General features: G+C 36.5%; 11 protein-coding genes. 2 read left to right on the top strand and 9 right to left on the bottom strand.

Features of this window, described 5'->3' with window-relative positions; all coding sequences use genetic code 11:
* Positions 1 to 28: 28 nt before the first annotated feature.
* Positions 29 to 793 (bottom strand): ABC transporter permease, encoded by a 765-nt coding sequence (locus GAB14E_RS05700; protein WP_033083564.1) that lies wholly within the window; start codon positions 791 to 793, stop codon positions 29 to 31.
* A gap of 1 nt (position 794) precedes the next feature.
* The gene (locus GAB14E_RS05705) at positions 795 to 1,775 is read right to left on the bottom strand and encodes an ABC transporter ATP-binding protein (RefSeq protein ID WP_033083563.1); all 981 of its coding nucleotides are present in this window, start codon (positions 1,773 to 1,775) and stop codon (positions 795 to 797) included.
* 234 nt (positions 1,776 to 2,009) lie between these two features.
* Here GAB14E_RS05705 and GAB14E_RS05710 point away from each other — a divergent pair, with 234 nt between their 5' ends.
* The gene (locus GAB14E_RS05710) at positions 2,010 to 4,406 is read left to right on the top strand and encodes a S9 family peptidase (protein ID WP_081967870.1); all 2,397 of its coding nucleotides are present in this window, start codon (positions 2,010 to 2,012) and stop codon (positions 4,404 to 4,406) included.
* Positions 4,407 to 4,525: 119 nt separating this feature from the next.
* Here GAB14E_RS05710 and GAB14E_RS0123305 read toward each other — a convergent pair whose 3' ends face one another.
* The 5 genes from GAB14E_RS0123305 to GAB14E_RS05730 form a co-directional block, all read right to left on the bottom strand.
* A complete protein-coding gene (locus tag GAB14E_RS0123305) occupies positions 4,526 to 6,292 on the bottom strand; it encodes an anti-phage dCTP deaminase (protein WP_052093919.1) in 1,767 nt (588 codons plus the stop codon).
* A gap of 448 nt (positions 6,293 to 6,740) precedes the next feature.
* Positions 6,741 to 7,004, bottom strand: a complete 264-nt coding sequence (locus GAB14E_RS05715; RefSeq protein WP_033083562.1) for a hypothetical protein — start codon at positions 7,002 to 7,004, stop codon at positions 6,741 to 6,743.
* Between the two features lie 349 nt (positions 7,005 to 7,353).
* A complete protein-coding gene (locus GAB14E_RS05720) occupies positions 7,354 to 9,486 on the bottom strand; it encodes a winged helix-turn-helix domain-containing protein (RefSeq protein ID WP_033083561.1) in 2,133 nt (710 codons plus the stop codon).
* Positions 9,487 to 9,910: 424 nt separating this feature from the next.
* Positions 9,911 to 10,099 carry a hypothetical protein gene (locus GAB14E_RS05725; RefSeq protein ID WP_033083560.1) on the bottom strand — a complete coding sequence of 63 codons (189 nt, stop codon included), beginning with the start codon at positions 10,097 to 10,099 and terminating at the stop codon, positions 9,911 to 9,913.
* Positions 10,100 to 10,188: 89 nt separating this feature from the next.
* The gene (locus GAB14E_RS05730; RefSeq protein WP_033083559.1) at positions 10,189 to 10,587 is read right to left on the bottom strand and encodes a hypothetical protein; all 399 of its coding nucleotides are present in this window, start codon (positions 10,585 to 10,587) and stop codon (positions 10,189 to 10,191) included.
* 438 nt (positions 10,588 to 11,025) lie between these two features.
* On the opposite strand from GAB14E_RS05730, the gene GAB14E_RS05735 reads away from it, so the two are divergent.
* Positions 11,026 to 11,418: a hypothetical protein gene (locus GAB14E_RS05735; protein ID WP_033083558.1), complete on the top strand. Its 393-nt coding sequence runs from the start codon at positions 11,026 to 11,028 to the stop codon at positions 11,416 to 11,418.
* A 44-nt stretch (positions 11,419 to 11,462) separates the two neighbouring features.
* Here the strand turns inward: GAB14E_RS05735 and GAB14E_RS05740 are convergent, their stop codons facing one another.
* Both GAB14E_RS05740 and GAB14E_RS05745 read right to left on the bottom strand, forming a co-directional pair.
* Positions 11,463 to 14,132, bottom strand: coding sequence for a serine/threonine-protein kinase (locus GAB14E_RS05740; protein WP_033083557.1), 2,670 nt, complete (start codon positions 14,130 to 14,132; stop codon positions 11,463 to 11,465).
* A complete protein-coding gene (locus GAB14E_RS05745) occupies positions 14,125 to 15,183 on the bottom strand; it encodes an FHA domain-containing protein (protein WP_231562083.1) in 1,059 nt (352 codons plus the stop codon). Before GAB14E_RS05745 ends, GAB14E_RS05740 begins: the two co-directional genes overlap by 8 nt.
* Between the last annotated feature and the right edge of the window lie 4 nt (positions 15,184 to 15,187).

Raw genomic sequence — 15,187 nt, 5'->3', positions numbered from 1 at the left:
CTTCTTTTCAGTCATCTTATCGGCCATCTTAACTTCTTAGTCCTATGCCTTTAGAAATAAGTGTCATAGCAATGGTAAATAGAGTGACAATAAAGAAAATAATCACCGCAAAAGCAGTCACTAAACTCACATCAGATATACCTAAAAAACCGTATCTAAAAGCATTAACCATATAAACTATTGGATTTGCTTGTGAAACGCCCTGCCAGAAATCAGGTAATAAACTGATCGAATAAAACACCCCACCAAGATAAGTTAACGGCGTTAAAATAAAGGTTGGGATAATTGAAATATCATCAAAGCTACCAGCAAAAATAGCGTTAATTAAACCACCTAAAGCAAAGGTTGCCGAGGTTAAGGTAACAGTCGCGATAATTACCCAGATATTGTGCAGTTGAATATCAACAAATAATAATGAAACTAGGGTAACAATCAAACCAACTAAAATACCACGACACATACCGCCGCCAACATAGCCAGCTACAATAACCCAGTTAGGCACAGGCGCTACTAACATCTCTTCAACATTGCGCTGCCACTTAGCACTAAAAAATGACGAGGCTACGTTAGAGTACGAGTTAGTAATAACACTCATCATAATAAGGCCTGGTACAATAAACGACATATAATCAAAGCCGCCCATTTCACCAATGCGCGAACCAATTAACGAGCCAAAAATAACAAAATACAAGCTAATGGTAATGGCTGGTGGTACTAGGGTTTGTACCCAAATACGCATAAAACGCTGTATTTCTTTAGTTAAAATGCTTTTTAGGGCTATAGAGTTGTTCATATTATTTTGCGTCCTCAGCAACGGCTTGCTGCTTCGTTTGCTTAGTTTTAGGCTTTTTATTGATCAAACTTACAAATAAAGCTTCTAAACGGTTACTTTTATTACGCATACTCAACACTTCAATATTGGCGGCGTTAATTTGTTCAAATACCTGATTAAGATTTTGCGACTTATTTAAGTCAACTTCCAAGGTATGATCATCGACAACACGGTAATTGATTGTTGATGACTGCGCGGCAAAACTATCAAGTTCACTTAAGCTGGTGCCCACTTTCATATCAAAAATAAAGGTTTCAACATCTAATTGCGCTAATAATTTTTTCATACTGGTATCTTCAACAATTTCACCACCATCAATAATGGCAATATTGCGACACAGCATTTCAGCTTCTTCTAAATAGTGCGTGGTAAGAATAATAGTAATACCCTGCTTATTTAGCTCACGTAAAAAATCCCACATAGAGCGGCGCAGTTCTATATCAACGCCCGCAGTAGGCTCATCTAAAATAAGCATTTGAGGCTCATGCATTAATGCGCGGGCAATCATTAAACGGCGTTTCATACCACCAGAAAGTGCACGGGCAGGCTCGTCACGCTTGTCCCATAACTCTAACTGTTTTAGGTACTTTTCAGCACGTTCAGTAGCCAAGGACTTAGATACGCCGTAATAACCCGCTTGATTCACTAAAATATTCATCAAAGGCTCAAACTGACTAAAGTTAAACTCTTGTGGTACTAGACCAATAAAGCTTTTTGCTTTTTCTAAATCGGTATCAATATCATAACCAAATACTTTTACCTGACCGCCAGTTTTATTCACTAATGACGTTATCACCCCAATAGAAGTAGACTTACCCGCGCCATTAGGGCCAAGTAAAGCAAAAAAGTCGCCCTTTGATACAGTTAAATCAATGCCTTTTAAAGCTTGAAAACCGCCTTTATAGGTTTTTTCTAATGCGCTAATTTCTAGTGCGTAGGTCATGCTAGCTGCCAGTAAAAATATGGATGGATTATAAATATGGAGCCTAACAATTCAATTTCAATAGCGCGAATATTATATTTATTCGTTAAAGTCAATTTCAACGGTCTTACAACGATCATTCTACGTTAACAATAAAGATTGACGACTCATCGCCTTTAACTTGTACATAGATTGTATACAATTTATAGTGCTTGCTTAAAATTACCTAGCGTATTGCCAAGTTTAAGGAAAACTATGCTACATACACACTTAACCTCTTCACTCACTAAGTTATCAGCAAAATTGCTGCTTACTGCGGCTATTGCCTTATCACTTTCGGCTTGTCAAAGCACAACTAGCGACGATAAAAAATCAACCGCTAAGCAAACAGACTCAGCACTTACCCTTAAAAGCATTTATCAAGATAAAGCTTTTAAGTCTGAAACTATTGGCCAAATTCGCTGGCTTAAAGACGGCAGCGGTTACCTTTCGATAGAAGACTCAGAAGCTGACAAAATCGAAGCGAGCGAAAGCGATACCAACAGAAATAGCAAAAACAGCAGCGACAGTAGTGAAAGTAAAGAAGAAGCAAATAAGGAAATAGTGCAATACGACTCTAAAACCTTAACGCGCACTGTATTAGTTACTGCCAAGCAGCTAACACCTACAGGCGCTAAAAAAGCCCTTGAAATTGATGACTACACTTTTTCAGATGATCGCAGCAAGTTATTAATTTATACCAACAGCAAAAAAGTATGGCGTTCAAAAAGCCGTGGCGACTATTGGTTGTTTGATTTCAGCAATAACAAACTTAGTCAGTTAGGCGGTAAAGATGTAGCCGATAGCCAACTTATGTTTGCTAAGTTTTCACCAGATGCCAAACAAGTTGCTTTTGTATTAAACAATAACATCTATGTGCAAAACCTTAACGACATGGCCATATCTCAGCTTACTAATAGTGCTGGTAATGGCATTATCAATGGCTTATTTGATTGGGTATACGAAGAAGAGTTCATGATTCGTGATGGTTTCCGCTGGAGCCCTAACGGTAAAAAAATCGCTTACTGGCAACTAGATACCAGTGGTAGTAAAGATTTCATCATGATCAACAATACTGATGAGTTATACCCTACCCTCACTAAATTCCCTTACCCTAAAGTTGGCGAAGACAATGCTTTGGCTAAAGTAGGAGTTGTTGATTTAAACAGTAAAAAAACTACTTGGACTAAATTGCCTAACAATTCACGTAATATGTACATTCCGCGCATGAATTGGTCGGGCAACAGTACTGAAATTTTAGTGCAACATGTTAACCGTAAACAAGATACTAACCACTTATACCTAGCCAATGTTAATAGCGGCAAAGTAAAGTTGGTAATGACCGAAAAAGAAGAAAGCTTTATCGACTTTGTTGACGATGCAAGATGGTTAGACAAGGGCAACAGCTTTATTTGGACCAGTGAGCGCAGTGGTTGGCGTCACCTTTACCGCATTTCACGTGACGGTAAAACCATAACAAACCTAACAAACGGCGACTTTGATATCACTTCAATTAAAGCCGTTGATGAAAAGTCGGGCTGGTTATACTTTATTGCTTCACCAACAAATGTTGCACAACGTTACTTATACCGCAGTAAGTTAGACGGCAGCTTGTCTAATCAACGTGTTACCCCTGATGAGTATGCTGGTTTTAACCAATATCAAATGGCAGAAAATGGCAGCTGGGCAATTCACAGCTACTCAAGTTTTGCTGAGCCTACCAGCAAATATTTAGTCAGTATTCCTGTTACTAGCAACAGTGTTCATCTGAAAAAACACACCTTAATGACCAACGACAAGTTAAAGGCTAAGTTAGCAAAGCTAGATATTGGCCAAACAGAGTTCTTTCAAGTTAAGGCACAAGACGGCCTCGTCCTTGATGGTTACATCACCCGTCCAGCAAACTTTGATGCAAGTAAAAGTTACCCAATCATCTTTTATGTTTACGGTGAAGCGTGGGGACAAACAGTACAAAACAAATGGCGCGGCAATGCTTTCATGTGGGATCAAATGTTAACCCAGCAAGGTTATATCGTTGCTTCAGTTGATAACCGTGGTACCCGTGCTCCTAAAGGCCAAGAATGGCGTAAGTCTATTTATGGCGGTGTTGGTATATTATCTTCTCGCGATCAAAGTGACGCTTTAAAAGCCATGACTGAACGCTGGTCGTACATCGACAGTGATCGTGTAGGTATTTGGGGACATTCAGGTGGCGGCTCTATGACCTTAAATATGTTATTTAGATACCCAGAACAATATCATGTTGGTATTTCATCAGCGCCAGTAGCTGACCAACTGCTTTACGATACTATATACCAAGAGCGTTACTCCGGCTTATTAGAAGACCATGCTGATGGTTACAAGCAGGGTTCACCTATAACTCATGCTGCAAACTTGCAAGGTAAATTGCTACTAGTACATGGTACGGGTGATGACAATGTGCATTACCAAGGTAGTGAGCGTTTAATCAATAAATTGGTTGAGTTCAATAAGCAGTTTGAGTTTATGTCTTACCCTAACCGTAGCCATAGCTTACGTGAAGGTGAAGGCACTACCCTGCATTATAAGACTATGAAAACTGAGTTCTTTAAAGAGAATTTGTTAGAGAAGTAATTTTTCGAGTGATTAGTTAATAAGTAACAGCAAAAAAGGACAACTAGTGTTTAGCTAGTTGCCCTTTTTATTGATAATTCACCATAAAAAAATCAGGTAGGATTATATTTAATACAAATTCACTCTTGCAGTACTTCAATTACATCAGCAAATTTAACTCCTTTCTTTGTACCATCTTTAATGTTAAAAGATACAGCTAGACCCTTACCTAATTTATCTAAAATGCTATCGTCCGCCAAGTTTGAGGTATTAAAAAAGTAATCATTTTCATACTCATCAGGATTTTTAATACATCCATACTCCTCATTTTCTCTCCAAAATTTAACTTCAGAAGTAACTCTTTCGCCCTTATCAACACTTGCTGTATTGAAATCTTTAGATAACTCCACAAAATTTATCTCTGCAAGATATCGCGTCTCCTTTAACTCGATAATGTCTTTATCAATACTGATTCTAAGGGGGGCTGATGAGACTCTGGAAAGATAGATGGCTGAACCATCATATTCTTTTCTTTTAAGTGCCTTACCGTCACCTAACTTCATCGAAAAGAAGTCTTGGTATAACCTAGGCGCAATTCCTGAAAATGCGGTAAATAAAACTTTATCATTGACCTTTTGTGAGTCTTCGGTCTGTTCCTCTATTGAATCTGAATGCGAGTCTATTGCTTTGCTTTTTGAATAAGGCTCAATGTAAAAAACCTTAACAATACCTGATGCTACAATGTGTTTAGCACAGTTGTGACAAGGGTATGTTGTACAAAACATGATTGAATTTTTTACCGCTATACCATTTTTTGCTGCACTCATTATTGCCGACATTTCAGCATGAACAGCCCTGCCATATTCCGTTATATCTGACAGCTTAGAGTTTTCTATGGCGTTAATTAACTCTGCTTCATTCTCAATTTTAACTTTTTCTTTTATTGAATCGACAATACTTTGAATAATATTTGATTTTTCCTCTGCATTCTTATCAATTCCTAGAATGTAATCTCTCTTGTCTTTAAAGTTAGAATATTCAAAACCGTCCTTAACAAAGGCTTGGTAAGGTTCATCAGGCCAATAACTGCCACCTTCAAATTTAGGTACATCATTAGCCCCCATAGCAATAATATCATTATCACTATTGATAATTGCTGAGCCTACTTGTCTAGATAAATCAGCAGATTTTAATGAGGACATATAAGCTAGAAACATATTATGTTCTTCAGGGGTAGGCGTGATATTTTCTGCGCCAAAAATAATATCGATAAACCTTTCTATAGATGGTAAAAGAGTTTCAGGATTTTTGGGGTCAAGATAAATGAACAAATCAGATACTAAAAATGCTTTATGTGTTTTATTATCATACTCACTACGTGTGTCTTGATTCTTTTCATCATCAGAATCAACAAGTGTTCGTGCTAATTCCTCACCATTAGGCTCACTTTGTAGCTCCTTAGTTTTAAATAAAAGTCTATCCTCATAGCTAGATGTAACACCAATAAGAAAAAAACTTTCCCCATAAATTTCTCTCAGCAACTCAACTTCTTCAGGTCTCTTTAAGCTATCAATAATATAAACTTTTTTGTTTTTTTTATTTCCTTTTAAGAAATTGACAAGTAGCGAAGCATAAACAGAAGATGAAGTTAAATTATCAGGTAATTTACCTGTACTTTTTTTTCTAAGTTTACCCATTTCTATATTTTTATAGTCTAGATCTTGTCGAGTATCTGATGTTAACTCTTTCTCTCCATTAATAGCTTTATCTAAATTGGCAAGTTGTATTACTTTATGTTCATATCCATAATGCTTTACGGCTATCTCAATTGACTCATTTACTAAATCAAGATCAACACCTATTGGAGCAACTAGACCAATAATAACCGTATTACTTCCTTCACTCATATTCGCCTCATACCTATTCATATTAATAATCAATTTTTTGGATTTGGTTTGAAATAAAGGATTCCGTGAAATTTAAAAATCATACTTCCCCTCTGCGCCAAAGCCCTTTTAATGAGTGATAAGAATTAACTCTTACAACCCCCCTTTTCACATGTGGCTTTTAATTGTGTGACCACCCAATGGTTATTATTCTTTCGCGTGTCTACGCCGCAAGCAGTTGTGCCATCCTTTTTTTCTTGATGTACGATGCCAGTTGGAAGGTGTTTAACAGCCATGTGTCTCTCCTTTGTAATTTGGATAAATTTATTAATTAATACTATTTAGTCTTTGCTGACTCATTATTTATTCATTACTTACTCATTATTTTTTATATTAATAATGACTAACAAAGTGATGGCTCTGATACCTGAAAGTAACATTCAAACATCACTGCCTCGCCTAGCTCAACTCAAAAAAGACTTGGCTCTGATTGGCTAACATTCACCGCCGCATCGTAGACAGTAATGCCTGAATATTTTGCTGCCGCTGCGACGTCGAGTTTCACCTCATTGATAATTTTTTGTTCGGTTGCACTTTCTGCATAACTGGTAAACCAAGTTGTTGTTACTTTGGCGAGTTTCCTCCAACCACTATCTTTTATGTGAGCATTGAATTTTTCACGCTCTAAGCTGGTGATATTTTTATCTAGATCTAGCGTTAACAGTGCATACATTGCTTTTACTCCCTTACCCAGAACAAGCTCGAATAATTACAAGGGGAAACCTATGGTTCGCTTTGTTATTTATTCGAAAAGTTATTCGACAGATTGAACAACCAGTTAAGAGCTAAGTTTTTCACAAGAGGGGAAAGGCATACACAATATGATGATTACGGGATCTTTTTTATCGACTCTAATCGTGTCTTTAACAACATTTGATTGAGTCGTATTTTGCGCAGAAGCACTACTAATTAATAAAGCAAGGGATAGTATAGTGATAAGTTTTTTCATGATTTCCATCTTTGACTTATGGTTTTAGATGGAATTAAGTTACTGCAATTTAACGGATAAAAATAACTGCCGTTTACTGCCTTTTACTGCCGCCGGCTGATATTTGTGCGATATATGAATCATTTAATACTTTTTTACTAAAGTAGATGTTTTCGGCTGAAACATTAAAACCTATTAGGTTTTCATCATTCATCTGGGCTTGAGGTTTAGTGCTAGTTTTAAGGCTCATAGAGTAAAGTGCTCTTTGCTCAACAAAATAGGCAATGTCATTTTCTACTAACCACTGCTTGCCACTACCAAAATAATAATCAGCCAAAAGCGGTGTTTTTTGAATAGTGTCTGGTAAGCGACTTAATAAATATATGCCAAGCTTTTCTTCTTGAGCAACATAATATTTATCATTGTTGCAGTCCGCTTTAATACTCGTTATGCCTTTTGATAAAATATTAACAGTTCCCGTTGATGGTATGATTTCAGCTAAAGACCAAACATCATTTACCTTGGTAGTAGCGAGAATAGTTTCGCTACTACAGTGCCAAATCGGACTTCTGAAAAGTACTTCATTGTTTGTTACTTTTTGATAGATTTGCTCACCTATATTAATGACATTTATTGATGAGTTTGCTAAATAAACTAATGAAGTATTATCGCTAGATAAACTCAGTTCTTTGATCAGTAACTGTTTTTTATAATCTGTCAGCTGCTTTAAGCTGCCGTTATCATAAAGCCAAATTTGCTGTAGACCTGATCGGTTGGAAACAAAGGCATATTGTTCAGGTGAATCACTTATTGAGGTAATTGAATGATCATTGAAATGGCTTTCTTGCAGCTGCACTGTTTTATAGCTATCCAAACTACTCTTATATAAATCACTGATATAAAACTCACCAAAACCAACCAAAAAGTCACCATTTTCAATAACTTGAATAGTTTGTGAGCTTTGGCTCAGTTTGGTTATTTGCTTATGAGTTTTATTATTTAAGTCAAATTGAACAATATAAGCATCTTGATCTATATAAAATAAAGATTTGCCCTGTTTTGCCCAATCAACATTATATAAAAGGTGTTTAAAGGTAAACGCCAAAATTTGTTCTTTGGTCTGTAAATTCAGGGTATATACACGACCATTAGCGGCAGCATCAAACGCTAATATCGCTAACATTGTACCGTCAGGACTTAAGCTCAAACTATAGTCACCGTAAGCATCTTCAGTTGGGCTGGTTAGTTGTTGTTCTTTACCGGTAATTAAGTGAATTCTTTTTAGGTACATCGCTTTGTTTGGCGCTGTTTTATAAGAAAAGTATAACCATTCATCACTTTTATCTACCGCCACAGGGCTTTCACTTTTTTCTTTACCACATGAGGTAATAACTTCAGCTTTACTGAACATCATTTTATCAATCAGCTGAACTTTTTTAATGAAACATTCTTCATTTTCAAAGGCTTGATAATATAATGTTAAACCGTTGGCACTCCAACGAGGGGAGCTTGAAAAGGCAGCATCATCAAGGCTTAAGAACTTATTATTCGACAATAACTTAACTTTTATTTGATATTGTAAAGTTTTATTTTTTGCATGGGTAAAGGCTAGGTATTTACCATTAGGAGATAGACTTGGTTTTAATTCCTGGCCTTTAATATAGGTAATTGGCTTAGTTTTAAATTCTTTAACTTTTTCAGGCTGGTTAGCGTTAACAGTAAAATATTGCATTGTTATTAATGCTATTGTGACAATGGCAAAGACAGCTATAGCCGCATATACAGAGCTTGTTATGCCCGATTTTTTTACTGCTTTATGCGCTAACGTTTGAGCGATTACTGTTTGGGGTGCTACTGTTTGAGAAGTTACGGTTTGCGCTATTACTACTTGAGAATCTGTCGGGTCATTAACGGCTATAACTTCACAAACTAAACGATAGCCCTCACTTCTTTCATTAATAAGGTTTTCATCTGCTTGCCAGCCCAAACTTGTTCGCAGCTTGGTTAATGCAGCCTGAACCGTTTTATCTTCTACTTTACGATTCTTCCATATGCGACTATGTAGCAGTTCAGAAGTAACTAACTGCCCTTTATATTCAATAAACAACGCTAAGATACTTGCTCGTTGCGGTCTCAGTTTTTCAATTGAGCCATCCTGCTTTGTAACTGTTTTAGTTGTCGGACAGAAAATTAAATTTGCTAGGTGATACTTAATTGAACTATTCATAAAATGATCGATTCATATAGATTGCCCTACCTACTAGCCAAAAAGTTTGTAAATAAACATACAACTTAAGTTTGTCACTTTTAATGTTATTTAATAATAAAAAAGAACACATTACGGTTTTGAGTCTATATAAATAGCCGTTACGCTACTACTGGAGATGATAATTTCTGTAACAGCACAGCAACTAATGAGGTAAAACTATAGCTGGATCAGTTTTTGTTGGTAAAAATCTAATTACAAAAACATGTTTTAGCTATGCTACGAGGTAAATTCAGCTTATTGCTCTGTAGGAAGTAATCTTTAGCCGAAGAGCATAGTTGGGATTGGTATCATGTTATCTGCATATTTGCCCATAACAATTGGCATATGCTGCAGTGGGAAAACATCTATAGAGCAAAACCTATGCTTAAGCGGCTTCATCTACTTAGTTCAGGTGGCATAACAACTTAATGAACCTTTCAGCCTCTAATAAGCTACCAAAACGACCAATAGCATCTTCATTAGGGTCTTCTACTTCAAAAGAGGTTCTTAAAATGTCGCCGCTTTGCGCCAATACATCTGTTTGTACTAGGTTATAGCCAGACGTACTTGTTAGTGTTTTTTTATTTTGCATGAACTACTCCGGTTGCAAATATTGGGCAAAAACAACGTGCCCGCTATAACTTCCTTATTAACTTATGCAACTACTTTGAAAAAATTCCATTAATTTTTGATGCATGCATCAACGCCGTCGCTATATCCGAGAGCAAAAGCTTGATGAACACTTTTGTGACTGCCATCAGCATTTGCATGTGAGTCACCTAAACTTTCCAAATCCAGACTAATAAATTTTTGCAACAACAAGCCTTGTTGGTAACCAGAGTTATATGCGCATTGACAACACTTAATAGCGCCCTTAACTTGCAACTGCGGCCCAACTAAATTTTCAAGTAAATCTTCATCCACTTGTCTTAGATGAACTTGCTTGCATGGCATGGTATCTTTCCTATTGATTATGCTTAATCTTTTTGGCTCGGTAACATCCCCTGATTTTCTACCTGCCTCTCGTCCTGAGTTTTGGCCAAGATTTAAGTTTAGGTCTGTTGATAACATTGCATGCATTATTATTGTCTTCCTTAGCCGTACAGTCTGAATATGTCTAAAAAACTTACTATTTCTTCCCTTAGTTAACTATTCCATAGTTGCTAGTAAAAGAACATTACACGACATTACAACAACGCTGACATTTGCCAAAAAATTAGTTGGTTTTTAGCAAAATTAAAAAAAACAAGGCAATAAATATGACACTACATTACGAAAATAAAATATCAGTATTTTGGGTTGTAGATATTGACAAAACAACACGTATACACTAAGCACCTGTTTAACAATAACTTATTGGGGGGGAAAATATTGAATAAAAACAAAAATAGCCGTATTAAGTAGGCTGTAATTGGCTGTCATGGTTTACAGCGCATCAAAACTGTAAATTTACCTCAGCTTTCAACCGAACTCATCTCGAACATCGACATGATTCACCAAAATTTAGCAGGAAAAGTCATGAACAAATATATTAAAGTTGTATCACTATTGTTGGCATTAACTGGCAGTATTTATTTACCTAGCGCTAATGCAGCTAGCTCAACAGATATGCTAATCACCATTGCTGAAACCAACCCGGTATTGGTTGATAGATTAAATGACATTGCCCTGAATGACCCAGAATTATTACAACAGCTAATGAAAATGGCTGACTCAGATGCTAATCAATTAGAAAGATTATTAAATATTGCTGAATACAATCCACTTATATTTGCAAAAATTGTAAACATCAAAAATGTTGAAACGGCTCAAAAATTAACGTTAAAAGCCGAAGAGCAACAGGTTTCACCTTATGGACAAATGTCTACGTTTGGAACTATTGATGATAGTGGCGGCATTATTCAAAATTAATTTAGCAGTCTAAATTATCTAATGATATTTTCAAGAAGAACAGCCTAATTTAAGCAACGTGAAGCATTATCATATTTTACCATTAACAGCTTAAACTCGTACTCAGTACATAAACCATCAAACCAGGGAAGGTTAAACCAAACAATACCGACATTATTCTTTAATGCGTTTTTTACATGATGAATTGCCGAGGCTTTCTCATTCAATAAACTATAAACAATGGCTGAGCTATAAAACACTTCACCACTTTCTGCTGCTAAGGTTTGTGCTTGACTCAATGCTTCTATTGCCAAGTTTGCCTGTTCAAGCTGACCATAAGCTTGCGCCAAGTTGGTTAAATATTTAACTTCATTTTTACCTATCAAAATAGCAACTACTTGTCGGTAATACGCTATTGCGGATTCTTTATTACCTAAAATCATTTCAATATCGGCTAAGTTCAACAGTTTAAATGGATGTTTAGGGCTCTGTTTTAATGCTTTTTGAGCAAACTCTAGCGACTTATCGTATTGTTTATTTAATGCATACGCCAAACTTAAATTAGTCAAATCAGTGCCATTATTTAAATTAGTGACTATTTCTTTATATGCGGTAATTGCGAATTCAAGTTTGCCTTGCAGTAACCAAATATTTGCTTGCATCCGCTGTGCTCTATAATTATCAGGGACAATTGCTAACATACTATTTAGGGCACTTTCTGCTTTAATCAGATCACCAAAGCGCCAATAACTGAAGGCTATATTGTTTAATAATGTTGAACTGGGTCTGAGTTTAAAAGCATTAGAGTATGACTCAGCAGCTTCTTTATATTGCCCTGAGCTAAAAAACATAAAGGCTTCAAAACCTAAAATGGTTAAATCATCAGCACCTCTTTTTTTTGCTTCAATAACTTGAAGCCTTGCATCTACCATATTCCCTTTATCTGAGGCTAACCAAAAACGGTCTATAGCTGAAAAAACACTGTAACGATACTCAGGTGGGGAATTTTGTAATACTAGCTCTAGTCGTTCAAGGTAACTTTTATCACGGGAATGTTTATATAAGTTTGAAGCAGTTTCACGATACAAAGCATAAGCTGCATATAAATAAGGAGAGCGGGCTAATAAGGCTTCTAACTGATCCAAACTGTCAGCACTAGAGTTGCCGTGGCCTTTTATTTGGCTATACAGTTCGATGTAATCTCGATAATCACCTTCATTAATCGGCCGTTGGACTAAACCTGATTGATTGACTTCTGAATGCTGAGGAAAAAGTGAGGCAAACTGTGTTTGGCTAGTACTGAAAATAGCATTAAATTTATCAATTGGCGCTATCCAATTTTTCTCAGACTTTACTGTTAACCTGTCGATGTCCTTCGATTTAGCCACTAATCGCGAAAAACTTACTTTACAACGACGGTTATCACATTCCAATTCTGTTGAAATAATGTCTGATGCACCTACCGCTTGTTTAAGTTTATTTAAATCATCAGGGTAGGCTTTACTAATCGCATTAACTTCTCGTTGCGAGATTAAATACATGCTTTTGGTATTTATTACTGCTTGCCTTAAAGCATCTTCTACCGCTGACATAACTAAATCTTGCTGCATAGGCGCCATTATCGAGTTGTCTGATAACGTTGGTTTTAATATAACGACTTGCTTGTTTTCCACTTCATTGGTGTTATTAAGCCAATAAAATACAATCAGCATAATAAACAATATAGTCATGCTAGTTATGGCTATAGAGCTTTGTCTAAACCATGGTGTAGGTAAGTTCTCAGTAAGCTTAATTGGCTGGATAGCTTGAGTAAAATCGTTAGCTGTTAGATCTATAGGTAGGGTTAATTCACCTAAAGGTAATGTAGCTTGTTCGTTTATCTCAGCTTGCATTAACGCAGTTCTAATGTGCTTTATTCTATGTTCGATGGTACTCGCTGTTAATGTTCTTTGCTCGAGTGGCTGAATTAACATTTCCATCAGCAAATCAGTTAATGCGCTGGGTGCATTTAACATTAAGTTTTTAGCATGCTCTGCTGGGCTTTGACATATTCTAACTGCAATTTCTGTCGCTGAGCCGCCGTTATTACCAAGTGCAAAAGGATGGCTACCGACCATTAATTGATAAGCAACAATTCCGAAAGAAAAAATATCACTACGATAATCTAAGGTCTTTTTTTGTATTTGCTCTGGCGACATATAAAGCAAACTACCGAACTGAATACCTTCGCCGCCATCAGCCTGTTCGTTATCACTCTCATCTGACTGTTCATTGTGTGCTATCAGAGCGATGCCAAAATCGGTGATTTTCAGCTGCCCTTGATCATCCACTAAGATATTAGTCGGTTTTAAATCACAATGAATAACGCCATTTTTATGCGCCGCTGCAAGCCCCGCAGAAAATTGCTGCAATAAATCTAGCTTCTGTACTAGTGTGCAGTAGTTTTCCTGCTGAAATTGCGTCAAGGTTTTACTATTGAAGTATTCCATGACCAAGGAAATATGGTCACCTTCATCATGGACATTATAAATTTGTATAATATTGGCATGGTTCACACGCGCTAATAAGCGTGCTTCTTGCAAGGCGTGATTAACCCCATCATCTTTAGGCTGATAGGTTAATTCTTTTATGGCAACTTGTCGTTGTAATTGGTTATCTTGGGCTAGGTAAACTTTACCCATGCCACCTTCACCCAATAATCTTTCACGGCTATAATGTGGTAACTTATTATCCATGTAATACCGTAAGGGATACTTTATCTTGTCCGCGATTCACAATCAGTTCATTACCTTTATAAATACGATAAGAAACGCCGGCAAAACGAATCTTCTTACCTTTACGCTCAATTAATTCATCACCATCACATGCACCATCAAGCATATCCCTAAACTGTTGTTTAGCTCGACAAACATGAGTATTAAATAGAGTTATTTCATAACCTAGCTCTTTAATTAAAGTTTCTGGTAAACGCCAACCTTGACTGTCTTCATCTATACCATTTTTAGCATCTTGGTCACGATGTCTAGCCAAACTTAAGGTTAAGTAGTGATGTGCTTTATTCGCTAAAGAGAATTGTTCATCATCAGTGGTTACGGTTAACTCAGTATTTTCTTCATCTAGGCTTAAGTTAAAGCGATACTTTATCTGATGAACAGATAACTTAGCTTTAGCCATTAATACAGTGTTTTCAGTTAGTGGTGTTAGTTTTAACTGCCACTTTTGGTTAGAAAAAAACAATAAGTCTGAGTTTACTACCGGGTAAGCACTACCATCGGTATCAACAAGAAACTCTTTATACCACTGGTCTTTACTCGGTACATAAAACAAAGCGATCTCTGGATTTTCTTCTGAGGGAAGTAAATTACCATCAGATAAAATAATTGGCGATGCCGTTACTTGTTCACCCGCTTGACCAATGGGCAATAACATATTTTGTGGAGGATTTAAGTCCTGTATCTCAAAACCATGGCTTTCACCTGAGGCGAAAAATATTTTATCACCTGCATTAAGTTTATGTGAGATATCTTTTACTAATTTTTGGCTGTTTACCCAGGTGCCATTATTACTGATATCTCGAATAAACCACTGGTTATTGGTCCACTCAACGACAGCATGAATGCGAGACACTTCTTGGGCATTGATAATTGTATCAACATTCGTCGGCGATCGACCAAAGCAATGACAGGCATTTAAATAACTTAACGCTTCACTTTTATTATTGAGATTTAAAATAGCAGCCATAGTATTATTGATACGTTGAGTGATTACAGGAATGCAAAATCGCATATAT

Origin of the sequence: Colwellia psychrerythraea, from assembly GCF_000764185.1 — a bacterium.
Classification (GTDB): Bacteria; Pseudomonadota; Gammaproteobacteria; order Enterobacterales; family Alteromonadaceae; genus Colwellia; species Colwellia psychrerythraea_B.
Note: the sequence above shows the minus strand (reverse complement) of the source record. Positions and strands in the feature narration are given on the sequence as shown.